Here is a 15,843-nt window from a genome sequence, read left to right on the forward strand (position 1 = left end):
GCTGGTGACAGCGCCAGCCGACCTGACCCCACTCGCCGAGGCCGTGGAGTGCGAATTCATGCACTCGTACGAGTCACAGGCACCCACGTACACCGATCTCGGGATCGCCACCACCCGCGTCGGCGGCGGTGTCGCCCTCGGCATGCGCAACGATCCGTCCGGCGGGTACTGGAGTAAGGCCCTGGGCTTCGGCACCACCGAGCCGTTCACCGTGCAGGTCCTGGATGACGTCCTCGACTTCTACCGGGAGCACGGCATCGGTCAGGCCGTCATCCAGCTCATTCCGTCGGTAGTGCCCGCCGGCTTCGAGGAGGTGGCCGCCGCGCGCGGGCTCACGCCGGGCAGCACCTGGATCAAGCTCGCCGCCCGGCCCGAGGACGTCACCGCCGGACGGACCCGCCTGCGGGTCGGCCCGGTGCCCACCACCGAGGCGCGGCGCTGGGCCGATGTGCTGCTCACCGGGTTCGGCATGCCGACCGGTGGGCTCACCGACATGGTGGCCGCGACGGTCGGCCGGCCGGCGTGGCGACCCTGCGCGGCGTGGGACGGCGGTGAGCTGGTGGCGGGCGCCAACCTGTTCCTGCACGGCGAGGCCGCGGCGCTCAACGCCGCCGCGACGGCCTCCGGTCACCGCGGCCTCGGGGCGCAGTCGGCGCTGATCACCGCCCGCGCCCGGGCCGCCGTCGAGGCGGGATGCCGGTGGCTGTTCGCCGAGACCGGCAAGCCCGCTCCCGGTCAGCAGAACCCGTCGCTGAACAACCTGCGCCGGGCCGGGCTGGTGCCCCTCTACGAACGCCGCAACTGGGTGTGGCGAGCGGCGTCCTGAGCCCGCCCGGGGCCGTGGTGGGCAGCCGTGCGCCGGCCTCGGCCCCGAATCCGTCGTCGGTCAGGGCTCACTCGGGCGGTGTGGCCCCCGACTGTTCGCTGACCATGTACGCCGCGTACCAGTCGGGCCAGTTGTCGTCCCGCTCCCCGGTACGTTTCTCGTGCTCGTCGTGTGCGGCGGCCGCGCGCCGCATCGCGTCCGCCAGGTCGCTCAGCGAGCCGAACGACGTCAGCCCGCCCTCGATGCGCCCGGGAAGCCTGGTCGTGATCTCCTGAATCAGCCAGGTGTTGCCGTCCGGGTCGCGCAGTGTGGCGCGCGAGAAGTAGCTGCGTCGCTGCGGGTCCGGCCCGTCGACCGGGCCGTCCGGGGTGACGTGGAAGACGTCGCCGACCTCGATGCCGGCGGCGACGAGGTCGGCGCGGGCCGCCTCGACGTCGGAAACGACCAAATACGCCACTGCCGAGCCGGGTGCCGCCGGGGTGAGCCCGGGGCCGAACTGCACGGAGCACGCGGAGCCGTGCGGCGTCAACTGCACGATGCCGGGCGGGGTCTGGTCGAGCCGCCACCCCAGCCGTTGGTAGAACGCCTTTGCCCGGTCCACGTCCGAGACCGGGATGACGAGCACCTCAAGCTTGATGTCGAGGCTCTCGATCCGCGCCGCCGTGCTCGCGTCGGCCTGGGCAACCTTCCGGCTCATCGCTGTCCCCTTCCTGATCAACACGCTACTGTCCGCGTTCCCGCCCGATGCGGGCTTTCCGGCATCAGCCCGGCGCCATCCGGGTGGCCCTGCGTACCCCCACCAGGGCGACCAGGGCGAGGAGGATGACGGCGACGGAGTACTCGTCGGCGGTCCGCGGCAGGCCGCCGGCGTAGACCACGAGGAAGCCGGCGATGACCGTGGGGAGACCGAAGCCGACGTAGCAGATGACGTAGAGCACGGACAGCACGCTGGCGCGTTGGTGCGCCTCCACCAGCGGCATGACGGTCTTGAGGCTGCCCTGGAAGCCGCTGCCGAAGCCGACTCCCCCGAGCGCGAGACCGACGAAGAAGCCCGGGACGGACTCCGCCATGATCGCTGCCAACGTGACGACCATGCCGAGGATGAGCGTGCTGATCCCGGTCAGGATCACCGTCCGGGCGGCGGCGTTGCGCTGGACCAGGACGGCGATCGACCCGAAGACGGCGAAGACGAAGAGGACCAGACCGCCGATCACGATCGACGTGTTCATCAGACTGCGGACGAGCGCCGGGCCGAGCGCGCCGAAGAACCCGGCGAGCGCCCAGACCGCGAAGAGCACCGGGACGACGGCCAGGACCGGCTGGCGTACCGCGTGGGGCAGCGTGATGTCCGGCCGGAGGCTGCGCCGGGCCCCGGCCAGCGGCGTGACAGTCTCCGGCATCAGCGCGACCCCGACGGCCTGGATCAGCAGGATCACGAGCAGGACGAGGTAGACCAGTCGCGTCGGCGCGGGCAGGAACTGGATGAGCAGCGCGGAGAGCAGCGCCCCGCTTCCGGTTCCGATGCCCGGGGCGAGCGAGTTCGCGAGGGTGCCCCGGGCCCGGTCGATGTCGAGCATGGCGGCGCCCACGGCCCCGGTGGCGGCACCGGCGGCCAGCCCCTGCACGAGGCGGGCGATCAGCAGGGCGGCGACGCCGTTGGCGAAGACGAAGACGACGAGCGCGAGGATCTGCACCGCGATCGCGACGGCCAGCACCGGCCGCCGGCCGAGGTGGTCGGAGAGCTTGCCGAAGACGAGCAGGGACGCCAGCACGGCGAGCGCGTAGACGGCGAACACCACTGTGGTCGTGACCGGCGAGAAGTGCCAGCGTTCCTGGTACACGCCGTAGAGCGGCGTCGGGGCCGCCGACGCGGCCAGGAACGACACCAGGATCGACGCGAGCAGCACCAGGGAGGCCGTCGGCGAGAGTCGGGCCCGCCCTGAGATCGACATGTCGGTGCTCCTCGGCTGCACGAAGACGGTCCGGCCTGGGCGTCGCGCCGGCCGCGCGGCCACGGCGGCGTACCCGGCCGGCACCGTCGTATGCCAGTTCGACCGGTTCGGCGCGGTCCGCCGCCGGGTGCGCCCGCCCCGAAAAGCGCCGGGGTACGACGTCGCGTGCCGCCGGTTCAGCCCTCGGGGTCCTGACCGCCGGAGGGGAGGCTGGCCACGCCACGGCCCAGTGCGTCCCGGAAGTCGCGGTACCGGTCGGGGCCGAGCGTTTCGGCGAGGTTCTGCTCGATCACGTGCACGACGGCGTCGGAGGCCGCCATGAAGCTGAGGCCCCGGTCCGTCGGCACGATCAGCTTCGCGCGGCGGTCGGCCGGGTCGGGCGTACGCCGGACGTAGCCCAGTCGCTCCAACTCGTCGAGGATCGCGCCCATCGTCTGCTTGTTGCGCCCGGCCAGCCGGGCCAGCTCGCCGGGGCGGGTGCCCTCGGCGTCGAGGTAGGCCAGCACCGCGCCGTGGCGGGGCCGGACGTCGTCGAAGCCCTGCTCGGCCGAACGTCGGAAGATCTCCCGCTGGACGCGGGCGGAGAGCTGCACGGCCAGGATCCCGAGGTCAGGGTCCTGCTCCTTCAGTGTGCTGCGCTTCATACTTTGGTCCAATCATTGGACTGTACAAGTTTTGTACTATATCGTCGCTGGCGGCGACCGATGATCCGACCTCGGTCCGCCTGACCGAGAGGATGACCATGACCATTCTGATAACCGGGGCAAACGGCACCGTGTCGCGGGAGGTGCTGCGGGAGTTGGCCGGCAAGCAGCCGGTCCGCGCGCTCGTACGGGACGCGGCACGTACGCCAGGTCTCGACGGAGTCGACTACGTCGTCGGCGACCTGGACCGCCCCACCACGCTGACCTCGGCGTTCGAGGGCGTGACGACGCTGTGGCTGCTGATGCCGATGGGTCCGCTCGCGCCGAGCCAGAGCATGAACGCGGTGTGGGCGGCCCGGCAGGCCGGCGTGCGGCACATCGTCCGGCTCTCCGCGATCGGCGCCGCGCACGACGCGCCGACCCGCAACGGCCGACTGCACGCGCTCTCCGACGCGGAGCTGCAGGAGTCGGGCATCGGGTGGACGATCCTGCGGCCGAGCCACTTCATGCAGAACCTGCTCGCCGCCAAGGCCGGTGAGCACCTCTTCGGGCTCTTCGGTGACGCCCGGGTCGGCCTGATCGACGCCCGGGACATCGCCGCCGCGGGAGCGGCGATCCTCGCCGCACCCGAGCAGCACCAGGGCATGATCTACACGCCCACCGGCCCGGAGAGCATCACGCTGGACCAGGCGGCGGACGAGATGGCCCGTACGCTCGGCCAGCCGGTGCGCTACGTGCCGCAGAGCCCGGAACAGACGCGCGACGGCCTGCTCCAGGCCGGCCTCGACCACTGGTCGGCCGAGGTCCTCGCCGAGTACCGGGTCGCCTACGGTTCGGGGTGGGGTGACTTCACCAACGACCATGTCGAGCGGATCGTTGGGCGGCAGCCACGGACCTTCGCCGAGTTCGTCAGCGATCACCGCGAGCAGTTCGCGAGCCTCTGACCCGTCGACAGCCCGGCGCGGGTGCCCTCCGGCGCGATCGCACCGGAGGGCACCGGGCTCGGGCGCACCGGACGGTGGTGCGCGGGTCAGTGCTCCGGCCGGCCCCCGTCGTCCGGCACCGTCGTCGAGTCCCGCTCGGTCGTTCGGAAGCGCTGCTGGTAGGCGCGGGGCGACACCCCCACCCGGGCGAGGAACATCCGGCGCAACGTCTCCGGGCTGCCGATGCCGACCTGTCGGGCGGAGGCGGTGACCGACTTCCCCGCATGCAGCAACCGGATGGCCGCGTCGACCCGCACGCCCTCCACGTACTTGCTGGGGCTGCTGCCCAGCTCCTGCCGGAACATCCGGGAGAGGTGACGGGGGCTCACGTGCGCCCGGGCGGCGAGGGCCGGCACCGAATGGTCGTCGGCCGGGTCGGCTGCCACCGCGTCGATCACCTGCCGCAGCACCGGAGTGCGGGGTCGGGGCAGGGCGAGCGACGGCGAGAACTGCGACTGGCCGCCCGGCCGTTGCAGGAAGACGACGAGCGACTGGGCCACCGACCGGGCGATCTCCGCACCATGGTCACGCTCCACCAGGGCGAGCGCGAGGTCGATGCCGGCGGACACGCCGGCGGAGGTGAAGATCGTCCCGTCCCGTACGAAGATCGCGTCGCTCTCGACGTGGACCTGTGGGAAGGCGGCGGACAGCAACCGGGCGTGCTGCCAGTGCGTCGTCGCCCGCCGACCGTCCAGCAGGCCGGCGGCGGCCAGGACGAAGGCGCCGGTGCAGACCGCGGCGGTGCGTCCGGCGGTGCGGGACAGCGTGGCGGCGGCGGCGGTGAGGTCGGCACTGATCGGGCGCACCGCCAACGCGTCGCCGCCGACCACGAGGGCGGTTCCGACGTCGGTCGCCGCGTCGACCGCGCCGTCGACCTGAACGAGTAGACCCGTCGAGGCACGGACGGCGGCGCCGTCACCGGAGCGCACCTCCAGCTCGTAGCGCGCGCCGAACTTGGCGGCCTCGGCGAAGACCTCGAACGGTCCGGCGAGGTCCAGCATCGTCATTCCGTCGAAGACCAGGGCGGTGACCCGGTGCACCCCTGCCGTCGCGCTACCCACCCGCCGACCCCCTCCGGTGATGTCCTGATCTGAGGGAAGCATGGCAGACAGGACAGGGCGGCTGACCGGTCCAGCGGGTGACGCTTGACGCACCGGAGCCCGGCCGGGCTCCCGACCGACAGGACAGTGATGAGCCACACAACGATCGCCGGCGTCCGGATCCCCGACTCGCGGCTCGCCACCGACGCCACCGAACTCGTCCGCGAGGCCACCGACGACCTGCTGTTCCATCACTCGCGGCGGGTCTTCCTCTTCGGCACATTGCAGGGTCGGCGGCTCGGCCTGACGGCCGACCCCGAACTGCTCTACGTGGGAGCGATGTTCCACGACCTGGGACTGACCGAACGCTACCGCCGCGACGATCAGCGCTTCGAACTCGACGGCGCCGACGAGGCACGCCGCTTCCTGCTGTCGAACGGCATCGGCGAACACGAGGCCCGGCTCGTCTGGGAGGGGATCGCCCTGCACACCACGCCCGAGGTTCCGTACCGGCTGGAGCCCGAGGTCGCCCTGGTCACCGCGGGCGTCGAGACCGACGTGCTCGGAATCGGCTACCACGAGTTGACCCCGGCCGACATCGCGGCGGTCACCGCCGCACACCCGCGGCCGAACTTCAAGCGGGCCATCGTCGACGCCTTCGCCGCTGGTTTCCGGCACCGGCCGGACACCACCTTCGGGACCGTCAACGGCGACGTGCTGGAGCACCGGGTGCCGGGCTACCGCCACATCGACTTCGTCCGGGTCATCGAGGACTCCGCCTGGCCCGAATGACCCCTACAGCTCGGGGTGGCCGAAGAGTCCGGGTAGCCCGCCGGTGTGCACGAAGACGAGCCGGTCGCCGCGCGGGAAGCTGCCGGCCAGCAGCGCCGCCATCGCCCGACCGGTGTACGTCGGGTCCAGGAAGATCCCCTCCGTACCGGCGGTGATCTCCAGCGCCGCCCGCACGGCGTCGGTCAACGTGCGATACCCGGCACCCACCTGCGAGCCGTCGATCCGCAGCGCGTTTGGCTCGACCTCGCCGACGAGCAGCCCGGCGACTGTCGCCCGGGGGTCCGGCACGGCACCGACGTCAACGCCGATCACCCGCTGCGCGCCCAACTCCCGCACCAGGCCGGCCATCGACCCGCCGGAGCCGAGCGCCACCACGACCTCGGCCCCGTCGATGGCCGGCAGTTGGGTACGCAGCTCCCGAGCACAGTCCACGTATGCCTGGACCGACTCCGTGGAGGTGCCGCCGAACGGGATGACGTACGCCGAGCGTCGCTCCGCCTCGACCGCCACCACCTCGGCGAGCGGCCGGTCCCCGGCCCAGACGATCTGCGCCCCGGCGAGCGCGTCGAGCAGCAGATTTCCTCGTGGGGTCGGCGGGGGCGGGCCGGCGAGCACCAGCACGCAGGAGAGGCCGAGCCGCGCGGCCGCGGCCGCGGTGAGCCGGGCGTGGTTGCTCTGCGGCGCACCCGAGGTGATCACCGTGCCGGCGCCGACGGCGATCGCCTGCGCGCAGGTGTGCTGGAGCTTACGGATCTTGTTGCCGCCGCCACCGAGGCCGGTGAGATCGTCACGTTTGAACCAGAGCTCGGCCAGCCCCAGCCGGGCGGCGAGCCGGGGCGCGGCCTCCACCGGCGTGGGCCACGTGCCGAGAGGAACGGGTGGGATCATCCGTGCAGCTAAGCACCCCACGGCCCGACTCGCAGCTTCCTGGCTGCGCGCGGCTCCTGCGTGGCGCGGCTAGGCCCGACGTGCCGCCACCCGATCCAGCGGACCGACGTCCGCGTGGCGACCGGGGCGCAGCGCCGCGTGTCGTTGCCCGGGGCCTGCCCCGTCGCGAGCGGCGAGCGCGTCGGCCACCACACCGGTGGCGAACGCGTAGATGGACTTGTGCACGATGTCGATGGCGAGTTCGGGCCGGGGCCAGGTCAGCGGCGGCGCCCCGACGCCGGTGGCGTTCTCCAGGATCTGGTCGTTGCTCAGGCGCAGCGCGGTGAACATCGTTGAGGCCCAGACACCGCGCAGCCCCGCCTGCGCCATGACGCTGCGCAGCACCCCGACCAGTACGCCCTGTCCGTAGTGCATGGTCAGGTTCTGCCAGCGGGGCTGGCGCCCTTCCGGCAGGCCGGTGAGCCTGGCCAGCACCTGGGCCGGCACGTAGGAGTCGGGGCGGCCGGTCACCCGCTGTTCGAGCTTCTCCGCGGCCGTCATCACCAGCGCTCCGGCCAGGCCCGCCACCAGTCCCTGCCACACCGCTCGCTTCAGCATGAGTCAGCCCTACCCGCCGGGCCGACGTCCACACCCGCGAGTCGTCGGCGGACGTCTCGGCTGGAGGCCAGTTGGTTTACCGCCGTTCGGGGCGGGTACGGTGGCGGTTGGGTCAAGACATGCGCCCTCCAGTGGTCAGTCCTGTTCGTGCACGCGCACGACAGGTCGGCCACCCTCGTCGAGGGCGGAGAAAGCATGTGATCGACCAAACCCCCCTTTCCCGGCCGGTGTCACCTGACGTCCTGAATGATCAGGGCACCGTCCTGGTCGAGCCGATCCTGTCGCTGACGATGAGCCACGACGGCCCGGTCAGTGTGATCAGCGTCGTCGGCGAGATGGACATGAGCAACGCCCACCTCCTCATCGAGTTGGTGGAGCAGCTGTGCCGCGCCCCCACACCACGGATCGCCCTGAACCTGTCGGCAGTTCGCTTCCTCGGGGCCCACGGCATCAGCGCGCTGCTCCGGTCCGGTCAACTGGCCGCCCAGGCCGGGGGCCGGCTGACGCTGCGCGATCCCTCGCCGTTCGTTCTCCGTGTCCTCGGCGTGACCCGATTGCTGCGGCATCTCGAACGTGATGACACGTCGACCCCGACCGGTGCTCGCATCAGTGGCGTCGTCGCGCCGCCGCCCCGCCGTGCCGCACCGCCGCATCAGCCCCTCAGCCCGTCCGTCGCCGACCAGCCCTAGACGCGCGGCGACAGTTCCCCCGATCAAGGAGACGCATGTTCAATCCACTGGACCACAAGGGAATTCCGCTCGAGAGCCAACTCCGCAACTGGCGTGAGTTGAACGTCGAGCCGATCGATCCGGAGGCGGTCGACCCGTACACCCGGTGCCGGATCATCACCATGAACGGCATCGAGGTGGAGGCGATCAACTTCCAGCACCAGTTCGCCCGCAACTGTCCGGACCAGGAGGTCCGTCGGCAACTTGCCTATGTCCGGTACGTGGAGAGCCAGCAGCAGCGGGTGGTGAACTGGCTGCTGCCCGGTGTCGCCAGCGTGCTGGAGACGACGCTCGGCTACGAGCAGGTCGCCGTCGACCTCACCGCCTGGGTGGCCCGCCACGAGCCCGATCCCTACCTGAAGCAGGCGTACGAGTTCGGTGTGCTGGAGGACTTCGACCATCTGTACCGCTACGCCAATCTCTACGAGATGGTCGAGCGTCGTAAGGCGGAGAAGATCGTCGACGGGCTCACCGAGGTCATGCCGGGCCGGCCGACGGTGTTGGAGCACCGGCACCCGTTCGACGAGATCCGCACCCCCTACGACCGCAACTCGGTCGACCCGCGCTCGAAGCTGCACGCGCTGACGATCCTCTCGGCCGAGCAGCAGGTGATGTTCTACTACATGAACGTCGGCCCGCAGTACATGGAGCCGATCGCGCGCCAGCTCTACCAGGAGATCAGCCTGATCGAGCAGGAGCACGTCACCCACTACGAGTCGCTGTTGGACCCGGGCGAGAACTGGTGGGAGCGGCTGCTCACCCACGAGTACAACGAGTGCTGGCTGTACTACTCCTTCCTGCAACAGGAGAGTGACCCACGGATCAAGGCGATCTGGGAGCTGCACCTGCAGATGGAGCTGGCCCACCTGCAGCAGGCCGCCGACCTGCTGCGTCGCCACGACGGGCGGGAGCCCGAGGAGATCGTCGGCAGCGCCGGCCTCCCCGAACCGCTGACCTTCGAGCCCAACAAGGACTACCTGCGTCACCTGCTGGCCACCCAGATGGACCTGACGAAGCTCGGCGAAGGCTACGTCCGCGAGGCCCACGAGCGTTTCGAGTGGATGCAGCAGCAACTGCACGACGGCCAGCAGCCGCCGAGCGAGCAGGTCATCGACCTGCACCGGGAACGCTTCGGCGACGAGTACCGCATCGAGACCGAGGGGCCGCACCCGGTCGAGGCGCTGCGTTCCGAGGGTGGCAGCCATGCCTGAGACCGGCACCCCGGCCACGCCGGGCCCCGAGGAGGACGTGGTCGACCTGCTGCTCGCCCAGCACGCCCAGATCGAGCAGCTCTTCCTGCTGGTCATCGGCGGCACCGGCGACACCCGGCGGGACGCCTTCGACGACCTGGTGAAGCTCCTCGCCGCGCACGAGACCGCCGAGGAGGAGGTCGTGCACCCGCTCGCCCGGACGCTGCCCGGCGGGGGCGGTGACGCGATGGTCGACGACCGGCTCGACGAGGAGCGGCAGGCGAAGGAGACCCTGCCAACCCTGATCGAGGGTGGCGTCGACGCCGACGGCTTCGAGACCGGCATCGTCCTGCTGCGCGAGGCGGTGCTCCTGCACGCCCGACACGAGGAGCGCTACGAGTTCCCCCAGCTTCGCCAGCACGTACCGGTCGACCGGCTCCGCAGCCTCGCCACGGCCGTTCGGGCGGCGGAGGCGTCCGCGCCGACCCGGCCACATCCCAGCGCCCAGTCCGCGAAGGGCAACCTGGCCGCCGGCCCGGTGCTGGCGGTCATCGACCGGGTACGCGACGCGGTGCGCAAGCCTTCGGAGAGCTGACCGGGATGACAGGGTCGCCCACCCCGTGTGGGCGGCCCTGCCCGCCGGCAACGGCCGATACTCACCCGCGGGTGTTACCCACTGTCTGGGCGACCAGCGCCTCCGCGACCTCGCGCACCTTCCGGTTGGTGTCCTGGGAGATCTTGGACAGCAGCGCGAACGCCTCCTCCGCCGAGCACCGCCGTCCCCCCATGATGATCCCTTTGGCCTGCTCGATCACCGCCCGATTCCGCATCGCCTCCTGCATCTGCGCCGCCAACGTGGCGGCGTTCTCGTACAGGTGGGCGTTGGCCAGCGCCACCGCCGCGTACGCGGCGAAGCCCTCGGCGCTGGCGATCGAGGATGGGTCGAACGCGTCCACCGAATCGCTGTAGACGTTGAGCGCACCGACGACCGACCCCTGGATCGGAAGCCCGATCGAGAGGGAGCTCTGCACGCCGGCGGCGCGAGCCCTCTCCGCCCAGGCCGGCCAGCGCTCCTCGGCGGCCATGTCCGGCACCGAGATGGTGTCACCGCTGGCGGAGGCGTCCAGGCACGGGCCCCGGTGCTGCTCGTACTGCCACTCGTCCAACTGACGGGCCAACTCGCCGGTGAACGCCCCGGTCCAACGGACCCGACCCCGTACCAGGGTGACCGTCACCTCCCTCGTCCCGGGAATGCTCCCTTTGGCGAGCTCGGCGATCCGAAGCAGCACGTCATCGAGGCTGACCTCGTCGAGTCTGACCCGGCCCAGTTCGGCCAACGCGTCGGCGGGGTCCATCGTCGGCTGCGTCATCGCAGTGCCCTCCTCGGTCGGCATCCGTCGGAACGGGGGTTCCGGCATGGCCGGCACCTCGTCAGATGCCCAACGCAGCTCCGCTCCGGGCGGTCCTCAGCAATCTTGGTGCTACCCGTTGAATCACCCGCTCACACCCCGGTCAGTCCCGGGCGGCCCACGGCTGCGCCGGTCAGCTCAGGGGGCCGGAGCAGCCCATCCCTGAGCCTCGACGGCGGTCGGTAAACGGCCCGTCACACAGTGCCGGTGAACTGGCTGACGTGGTAGGCGGTGCTGCGGCCGTCCGGGGTGCGGGTCCATTTCGAGACCATCAGATGCAGGTCGTTGGCGTTCCGGCTCGACCAGGGATGGATGAACCCACCGTAGAGCGCGGGCTCCTGCCAGCTCGTCACCTGAATCTTCTCCGTCGACCAGGCCCGGTCGGGTCCGGCGGCGGTGCGGGTGACCAGGCACCCGTTCTGGCAGTTCAGGTACGACATCACCCAGGTCCCGTCAGCCAGCCGGCGCACCGACGGTTCGCCGAAGCGGCCGGTGAGGATGGGTGTGCAGGGTCTCCCCCAGCCCCAGTTGGTGCCGTTCCAGCCCCAGCCCTCGTACGACTCGGGGTAGAACAGCCGGTCCCACCGGACGCGTCGCAGCATCATCGGGCCGTCCTGCCGCCCGGACCGGACCGAGAAGACGTAGACGTACTCGCCGTCGCGTTGCATGGTCCACATCTGGTACGGGTCCTTGTTGTCCGGGCTGTTCCACCACTTCAGCGGCGTACGGATGAAGTCGTTGCCGTTGTCGGAGTAGGCCAGCCCCGCGTAGCGCGACTTCCAGTGCGGCCCGGCCGGGCCGGCGGAGTTCCAGTTCTCGATGCTCAGGTAGGAGATGAGCTGCCGACCGGTCTCCGGAAAGCTGATGCCGTCGTTGGGGATGACGGTCACCTCGGGAAGACCGTCGATGCCGATGCCGTGGTGGCCGTTGTGCATCAGCTCCGGTGCCCGTCCGTTGCCGGCGACGCGTGCGGCGCTGTCGAAGACGATTCCGCCCGGCGCGCCGGGGTGGACGGCGGAGCGCAACATGACCGGCGAACGCCAGTCGTTCGGCAGGGGCGGGCCCTCGGGCCACGGCGTGTCGAAGGTGTCGCCGAAGAGGTAGCCGATCGACCCGTTCTCCAACACGTACGGGATGCCCAGATCGGTGCCGGCCACCCGCCAGCGGCTGTTGGTGTCCAGGTCCGCGCCGGTCAGCCGCTTCTTCCAGACCGCCGCCTGGGCCGGAGCGGCGGTGGCCAGGATCGCGCCGACGGAACCGACCGCGCTGGCGGCCCCGATCGCGGCGGCGTGGCCGAGCACCGAGCGACGACGTACCCCCATGGCTGCCCCTTCCTGTCACACTCGTCACGGCCGTGCCGTGTGGATGGACAGCGGTTGCGGGCGAGTAAACCCGCCGACAATCGCCACTGTCAATACCTGCCCGCCCTGAACGATGCATTGAAGGAATTCTTCATAGGAGATTGACAGTCATCATCGCCCTGAAGAAACTCTCAGCATTCGGTTCCCGGTCAGTGGCGGTCTGGTGACGCCACCAGCTGACCATCCCCGACCCGACGAGGAGCAGCGTGAGACGTACTCTCCTGGCCCTGCTGACGGCCCTCGGCGTCGCTGGCACGACGGTCCCGGCCACGCTGGCGCACGCGGACCCGGTCGGCACCCTGGCCTGCCCCTCCATCCCCGCCAACCGCGACCCGGCGGTGACAGTGGTCGCCTATCGGGTCGCCCGGGCCCACAACGCCAACGACAAGGTGATGCTGTCCGCGTTCGAGGCGGGCTGGGTCGAGTCGCACATGAACAACCTGCCGTGTGGCGACAAGTCGTCGCTCGGGGTGTTCCAGCAACGCTGGGACTACGGGTGGGGCACGCCGGAACAGATCATGGACCCGGTCTACGCCAGCACCCAGTACGTCACCCGGGCCATCGTCTGCGACCGGGACAACCCCGGTTACAGTGCCGGCCAGGTCGCCCAGTGCGTCCAACGCTCCGGTTTCCCCGACCGGTACGACCAGGCGGCCACCACCGCCCGCGCCCAGCTCAACGAGGCGGCCCGCACCCACGCCATCGCCGGCGGATCCGCCACCGACGTCACCGGCGACGGCCGGAACGACATCGTCGCCTTCACCCAGAACGCTCTCGCCGACGTCTACGTGGGCACGTCCACCGGCAGTTCCTACACCGGCACCTCGGCGAAGTGGAACGACTTCTTCTCCCTCGGTGGCGAGACCGCCACCACCGGGGACATCAACGGCGACGGTCGCGACGACATCGTCACGTTCACCTGCAACGCCGATGCCGACGTCTACGCCGCCGTCTCCACCGGCACCTCGTTCGTCGGCACCACGGTCAAGTGGAACGACCTCTTCTGCCTGCCCGGGGAGTTCCCCTACCTGGGTGACTACAACGGCGACGGCAAGGACGACATCGTCGCCTTCACCAAGGGCAGCTTCAACGACGTCCACGTCGGCCTGTCCACCGGCACCAGCTTTCTCGGCGCCACCAGATGGCACGACTTCTTCGGCCTGCCCAACGAGACCACCCTCTGACCCCAGGGAGACCGCACATGTTCGACGTTCCCCCGTCCGCGTCGATCAGCCAGCGCCGGCTGATCGGTGGTCACCTCCAGGACAAGAACCCCCACCGCGCCCGCTTCCACGTCGCTACCGGTCGACGCGTCTCATGCTGCGATACACCACGGTGATGATCAGGAAGAGCGTGCCGACGAGCACGAGGGTGATCACGGCGTTGACCGCCACGGGCAGGTCCTGAACGAGGTACTGCTTGACGTAGTTGCTGCCAAGGATGACGAGGACATAGATCCACCAGGGCGCCCACTTGCCGTTCTGCTGCTCTTCCCCACTCACGGATGACCTCTTTCGACCTTGGTGCCAGGACCCCCGCCGACCGCGCGACGACGCTGCATTCACTCTGGCCCCGAATGTCGGCCGTGCCATCGACACGGGGAACGAGAACGGCCTCATCAGTTGGTGCTACGACCCAAACCGGACGCCGTAGTGGCGCGAGGTGCCGGTGGGCACTTCTTCCGCCACGACCTGTTCGTCCAGGACCTCAACGGAATGCTCCGACGCCTACGCCGCGCGGGGTGACCCCCGGTAGCGTTGACGGTCATGGTCACCAGCGTCGACGTACGCCGGGCACTCGCCAGCCTCGCCGACCCACGTCGAGCCGAGGCGTCGAGCCGGTTCCTGCAGATGGCCGCCGGTGGGTACGGCGAGGGTGACCGGGCCATCGGGGTCTCCGTGCCGGAGCAGCGCAAGGTCGCCGCGCGCTACTGGCGCGACCTCGCGCTGGCCGAGACGACACGGCTGCTCAGCGGTGACGTGCACGAGGAGCGGCTGACCGCGCTCTTCATCCTGGTCCGCAAGTTCAGCACTGGCGACGAGCGGGAACGCGGCCAGATCTTCGACACCGTTCTGGCCAACACCCGCCACATCAACAACTGGGATCTGGTGGACTCGTCAGCGCCGTACATCGTCGGGCCCTGGTTGATCGACAGGGACCGGAGCGTTCTGGACCGGTTGGCCGGGTCGAGCCTGGTGTGGGACCGCCGCATCGCCATCATGGCGACGTTCGCCTTCATCAAGGTCGGTGACTTCGAGTGGACCTTCCGACTCGGGGACCGGCTCCTGCACGACCCGCACGACCTCGTCCGCAAGGCGGTGGGCTGGATGCTGCGCGAGGTGGGCAACCGGGACAGAGCGGCGGAGGAGGAGTTCCTCGCCCGCCGCTACCAGGTGATGCCACGGGTCATGCTGCGGTACGCGATCGAGAAGTTCGAACCGCGGCGTCGTCGCGAGTACCTGTCCGGCGCCGTCTAGACAGCGTCAGCGCTTGCGGCCCACCCCGCCGAAGGCGTCGATGTCGACAGGCGTGTCGACCGCGTCGTCGGGTCGCCACTGCGGGCACGGCACGACGCCGGGCTCGACCAGCTCCAGCCCGTCGAAGAAGCCGGCGATCTGGTCCGGCGAGCGCAGCGTGTACGGAGTCGCCCCGCTGTCGTTGTAGTCGTCCTGCGCCTGCTGCATCTCGGCGCTGATCAGGCTCGTGCCGTCGTTGAGAGAGAGGTAGCTGCCGCTCGGCAGCGCCGCCACCAGCTGCCGGGTGATCGACCGGGCCGTCTCGTAGTCGGGCACGTGGCCCATCACCCCACTGAGGATGAGGCCGATCGGCTGTGCGAAGTCGAGCGTCTTGCCGGCCTCGGCGATCACCGCGGCCGGGTCGTGCAGGTCGCCGTCGATGTAGGCGGTCCGGCCCTCGGCGGTGCCCACCAGGAGAGCACGGGCGTGCACCAGCACCAGCGGGTCGCTGTCGACGTAGACGATCCGCGCGTCCGGTGCGATCCGTTGGGCCACCTCGTGGGTGTTGTTGGCGGTCGGCAGGCCGGTGCCGACGTCAAGGAACTGGCGGATGCCCGCATCGGCGGCGAGGAACATGATCGAGCGGACCAGGAACTGGCGGGAGGCCCGGGCCACGTCGACGACGCCGGGGAAGACCTGCCGGTACTGGTCCCCGGCCTCGCGGTCGACAGCGAAATTGTCCTTGCCACCGAGCCAGTAGTTCCAGATCCGCGCCGAATGCGGCACCGACGTGTCGATCTTCTGCGGACTGCCAGCCGCACCGGCTTCGGGCCGGCCGCTCGTCGACGATTCCATGGTCACGACGAAACCCCCATATGTATGCGTACGCGACGATGTCCCCGGGACGGCCCACGTGGAGGAAGTGACCGCCCGTGACCGTGCCACGGTATAGAAGGTCGGGCATCCGCACCACACCG

18 protein-coding genes are annotated in these 15,843 nt (G+C 70.3%); 8 read left to right on the forward strand and 10 right to left on the reverse strand.

Translation table 11 applies throughout. The annotated features are described in order from the left end of the window. Positions 1-4 precede the first annotated feature (4 nt). Entirely contained in the window at positions 5-826 is an 822-nt protein-coding gene (locus tag IF22_RS0109975; protein WP_156057426.1) for a GNAT family N-acetyltransferase, read from the forward strand. Positions 827-893: 67 nt separating this feature from the next. On the opposite strand, the gene IF22_RS0109980 is transcribed toward IF22_RS0109975, so the two are convergent. From IF22_RS0109980 to IF22_RS0109990, 3 genes are all read right to left on the reverse strand, one after another. Continuing rightward, positions 894-1,523: a VOC family protein gene (locus IF22_RS0109980; RefSeq protein WP_030330557.1), complete on the reverse strand. Its 630-nt coding sequence runs from the start codon at positions 1,521-1,523 to the stop codon at positions 894-896. Between the two features lie 64 nt (positions 1,524-1,587). Further along, complete coding sequence (locus IF22_RS0109985; protein WP_030330559.1) at positions 1,588-2,778, reverse strand: MFS transporter; 1,191 nt, start codon at positions 2,776-2,778, stop codon at positions 1,588-1,590. 176 nt (positions 2,779-2,954) lie between these two features. Next, a complete protein-coding gene (locus IF22_RS0109990) occupies positions 2,955-3,434 on the reverse strand; it encodes a MarR family winged helix-turn-helix transcriptional regulator (protein ID WP_245233583.1) in 480 nt (159 codons plus the stop codon). Positions 3,435-3,520: 86 nt separating this feature from the next. On the opposite strand from IF22_RS0109990, the gene IF22_RS0109995 reads away from it, so the two are divergent. Next, on the forward strand, positions 3,521-4,366 hold the full coding sequence (locus IF22_RS0109995; RefSeq protein ID WP_209444524.1) for an NAD(P)H-binding protein: 846 nt from the start codon (positions 3,521-3,523) through the stop codon (positions 4,364-4,366). 86 nt (positions 4,367-4,452) lie between these two features. Here IF22_RS0109995 and IF22_RS0110000 read toward each other — a convergent pair whose 3' ends face one another. After that, positions 4,453-5,508 (reverse strand): GlxA family transcriptional regulator, encoded by a 1,056-nt coding sequence (locus tag IF22_RS0110000; protein ID WP_081883773.1) that lies wholly within the window; start codon positions 5,506-5,508, stop codon positions 4,453-4,455. An 87-nt stretch (positions 5,509-5,595) separates the two neighbouring features. On the opposite strand from IF22_RS0110000, the gene IF22_RS0110005 reads away from it, so the two are divergent. Continuing rightward, entirely contained in the window at positions 5,596-6,237 is a 642-nt protein-coding gene (locus tag IF22_RS0110005) for an HD domain-containing protein (RefSeq protein WP_030330566.1), read from the forward strand. Between the two features lie 3 nt (positions 6,238-6,240). Here the strand turns inward: IF22_RS0110005 and IF22_RS0110010 are convergent, their stop codons facing one another. Both IF22_RS0110010 and IF22_RS0110015 read right to left on the reverse strand, forming a co-directional pair. Beyond that, complete coding sequence (locus IF22_RS0110010; protein ID WP_030330567.1) at positions 6,241-7,125, reverse strand: pyridoxal-phosphate dependent enzyme; 885 nt, start codon at positions 7,123-7,125, stop codon at positions 6,241-6,243. A 69-nt stretch (positions 7,126-7,194) separates the two neighbouring features. Then, on the reverse strand, positions 7,195-7,722 hold the full coding sequence (locus IF22_RS0110015; RefSeq protein WP_030330569.1) for a hypothetical protein: 528 nt from the start codon (positions 7,720-7,722) through the stop codon (positions 7,195-7,197). Between the two features lie 119 nt (positions 7,723-7,841). Between IF22_RS0110015 and IF22_RS33670 the strand changes: the two genes are divergently transcribed. Genes IF22_RS33670 through IF22_RS0110030 form a run of 3 tightly spaced genes read left to right on the forward strand, consistent with a single transcriptional unit; the run spans position 7,842 to position 10,235 of the window. Beyond that, the gene (locus tag IF22_RS33670) at positions 7,842-8,411 is read left to right on the forward strand and encodes an STAS domain-containing protein (RefSeq protein ID WP_081883774.1); all 570 of its coding nucleotides are present in this window, start codon (positions 7,842-7,844) and stop codon (positions 8,409-8,411) included. A 35-nt stretch (positions 8,412-8,446) separates the two neighbouring features. Next, complete coding sequence (locus tag IF22_RS0110025; protein WP_030330572.1) at positions 8,447-9,661, forward strand: hypothetical protein; 1,215 nt, start codon at positions 8,447-8,449, stop codon at positions 9,659-9,661. Beyond that, entirely contained in the window at positions 9,654-10,235 is a 582-nt protein-coding gene (locus IF22_RS0110030; RefSeq protein ID WP_030330573.1) for a hemerythrin domain-containing protein, read from the forward strand. Before IF22_RS0110025 ends, IF22_RS0110030 begins: the two co-directional genes overlap by 8 nt. A 61-nt stretch (positions 10,236-10,296) precedes the next feature. Here the strand turns inward: IF22_RS0110030 and IF22_RS0110035 are convergent, their stop codons facing one another. Continuing rightward, positions 10,297-11,010 (reverse strand): GAF and ANTAR domain-containing protein, encoded by a 714-nt coding sequence (locus tag IF22_RS0110035; protein ID WP_030330574.1) that lies wholly within the window; start codon positions 11,008-11,010, stop codon positions 10,297-10,299. A gap of 233 nt (positions 11,011-11,243) precedes the next feature. Further along, the gene (locus IF22_RS0110040; RefSeq protein WP_030330575.1) at positions 11,244-12,371 is read right to left on the reverse strand and encodes a glycoside hydrolase family 183 protein; all 1,128 of its coding nucleotides are present in this window, start codon (positions 12,369-12,371) and stop codon (positions 11,244-11,246) included. A gap of 245 nt (positions 12,372-12,616) precedes the next feature. Between IF22_RS0110040 and IF22_RS0110045 the strand changes: the two genes are divergently transcribed. Beyond that, positions 12,617-13,594: an FG-GAP repeat domain-containing protein gene (locus IF22_RS0110045; protein ID WP_030330577.1), complete on the forward strand. Its 978-nt coding sequence runs from the start codon at positions 12,617-12,619 to the stop codon at positions 13,592-13,594. Positions 13,595-13,708: 114 nt separating this feature from the next. Here the strand turns inward: IF22_RS0110045 and IF22_RS0110050 are convergent, their stop codons facing one another. Continuing rightward, positions 13,709-13,912 (reverse strand): hypothetical protein, encoded by a 204-nt coding sequence (locus IF22_RS0110050; protein WP_030330579.1) that lies wholly within the window; start codon positions 13,910-13,912, stop codon positions 13,709-13,711. Positions 13,913-14,176: 264 nt separating this feature from the next. Here IF22_RS0110050 and IF22_RS0110055 point away from each other — a divergent pair, with 264 nt between their 5' ends. Beyond that, positions 14,177-14,887, forward strand: coding sequence for a DNA alkylation repair protein (locus IF22_RS0110055; protein WP_030330581.1), 711 nt, complete (start codon positions 14,177-14,179; stop codon positions 14,885-14,887). 6 nt (positions 14,888-14,893) lie between these two features. Here IF22_RS0110055 and IF22_RS0110060 read toward each other — a convergent pair whose 3' ends face one another. Continuing rightward, positions 14,894-15,721 (reverse strand): SAM-dependent methyltransferase, encoded by an 828-nt coding sequence (locus IF22_RS0110060; RefSeq protein WP_030330583.1) that lies wholly within the window; start codon positions 15,719-15,721, stop codon positions 14,894-14,896. Positions 15,722-15,843: the final 122 nt, after the last annotated feature.

The organism is Micromonospora parva (assembly GCF_000718515.1).
Classification (GTDB): Bacteria; Actinomycetota; Actinomycetes; order Mycobacteriales; family Micromonosporaceae; genus Micromonospora; species Micromonospora parva.

Excerpts from the sequence above, each read along its gene's own strand:
- IF22_RS0110010 (WP_030330567.1), bottom strand. The coding sequence starts at position 7,125 with ATGATCCCACCCGTTCCTCTCGGCACGTGGCCCACGCCGGTGGAGGCC.
- IF22_RS0110035 (WP_030330574.1), bottom strand. The coding sequence starts at position 11,010 with ATGACGCAGCCGACGATGGACCCCGCCGACGCGTTGGCCGAACTGGGC.
- IF22_RS33670 (WP_081883774.1), top strand. The coding sequence starts at position 7,842 with ATGCGCCCTCCAGTGGTCAGTCCTGTTCGTGCACGCGCACGACAGGTC.
- IF22_RS0110005 (WP_030330566.1), top strand. The coding sequence starts at position 5,596 with ATGAGCCACACAACGATCGCCGGCGTCCGGATCCCCGACTCGCGGCTC.
- IF22_RS0110025 (WP_030330572.1), top strand. The coding sequence starts at position 8,447 with ATGTTCAATCCACTGGACCACAAGGGAATTCCGCTCGAGAGCCAACTC.
- IF22_RS0110055 (WP_030330581.1), top strand. The coding sequence starts at position 14,177 with ATGGTCACCAGCGTCGACGTACGCCGGGCACTCGCCAGCCTCGCCGAC.
- IF22_RS0109995 (WP_209444524.1), top strand. The coding sequence starts at position 3,521 with ATGACCATTCTGATAACCGGGGCAAACGGCACCGTGTCGCGGGAGGTG.
- IF22_RS0110060 (WP_030330583.1), bottom strand. The coding sequence starts at position 15,721 with ATGGAATCGTCGACGAGCGGCCGGCCCGAAGCCGGTGCGGCTGGCAGT.
- IF22_RS0110015 (WP_030330569.1), bottom strand. The coding sequence starts at position 7,722 with ATGCTGAAGCGAGCGGTGTGGCAGGGACTGGTGGCGGGCCTGGCCGGA.
- IF22_RS0110030 (WP_030330573.1), top strand. The coding sequence starts at position 9,654 with ATGCCTGAGACCGGCACCCCGGCCACGCCGGGCCCCGAGGAGGACGTG.
- IF22_RS0110000 (WP_081883773.1), bottom strand. The coding sequence starts at position 5,508 with ATGCTTCCCTCAGATCAGGACATCACCGGAGGGGGTCGGCGGGTGGGT.
- IF22_RS0110040 (WP_030330575.1), bottom strand. The coding sequence starts at position 12,371 with ATGGGGGTACGTCGTCGCTCGGTGCTCGGCCACGCCGCCGCGATCGGG.
- IF22_RS0109980 (WP_030330557.1), bottom strand. The coding sequence starts at position 1,523 with ATGAGCCGGAAGGTTGCCCAGGCCGACGCGAGCACGGCGGCGCGGATC.
- IF22_RS0109985 (WP_030330559.1), bottom strand. The coding sequence starts at position 2,778 with ATGTCGATCTCAGGGCGGGCCCGACTCTCGCCGACGGCCTCCCTGGTG.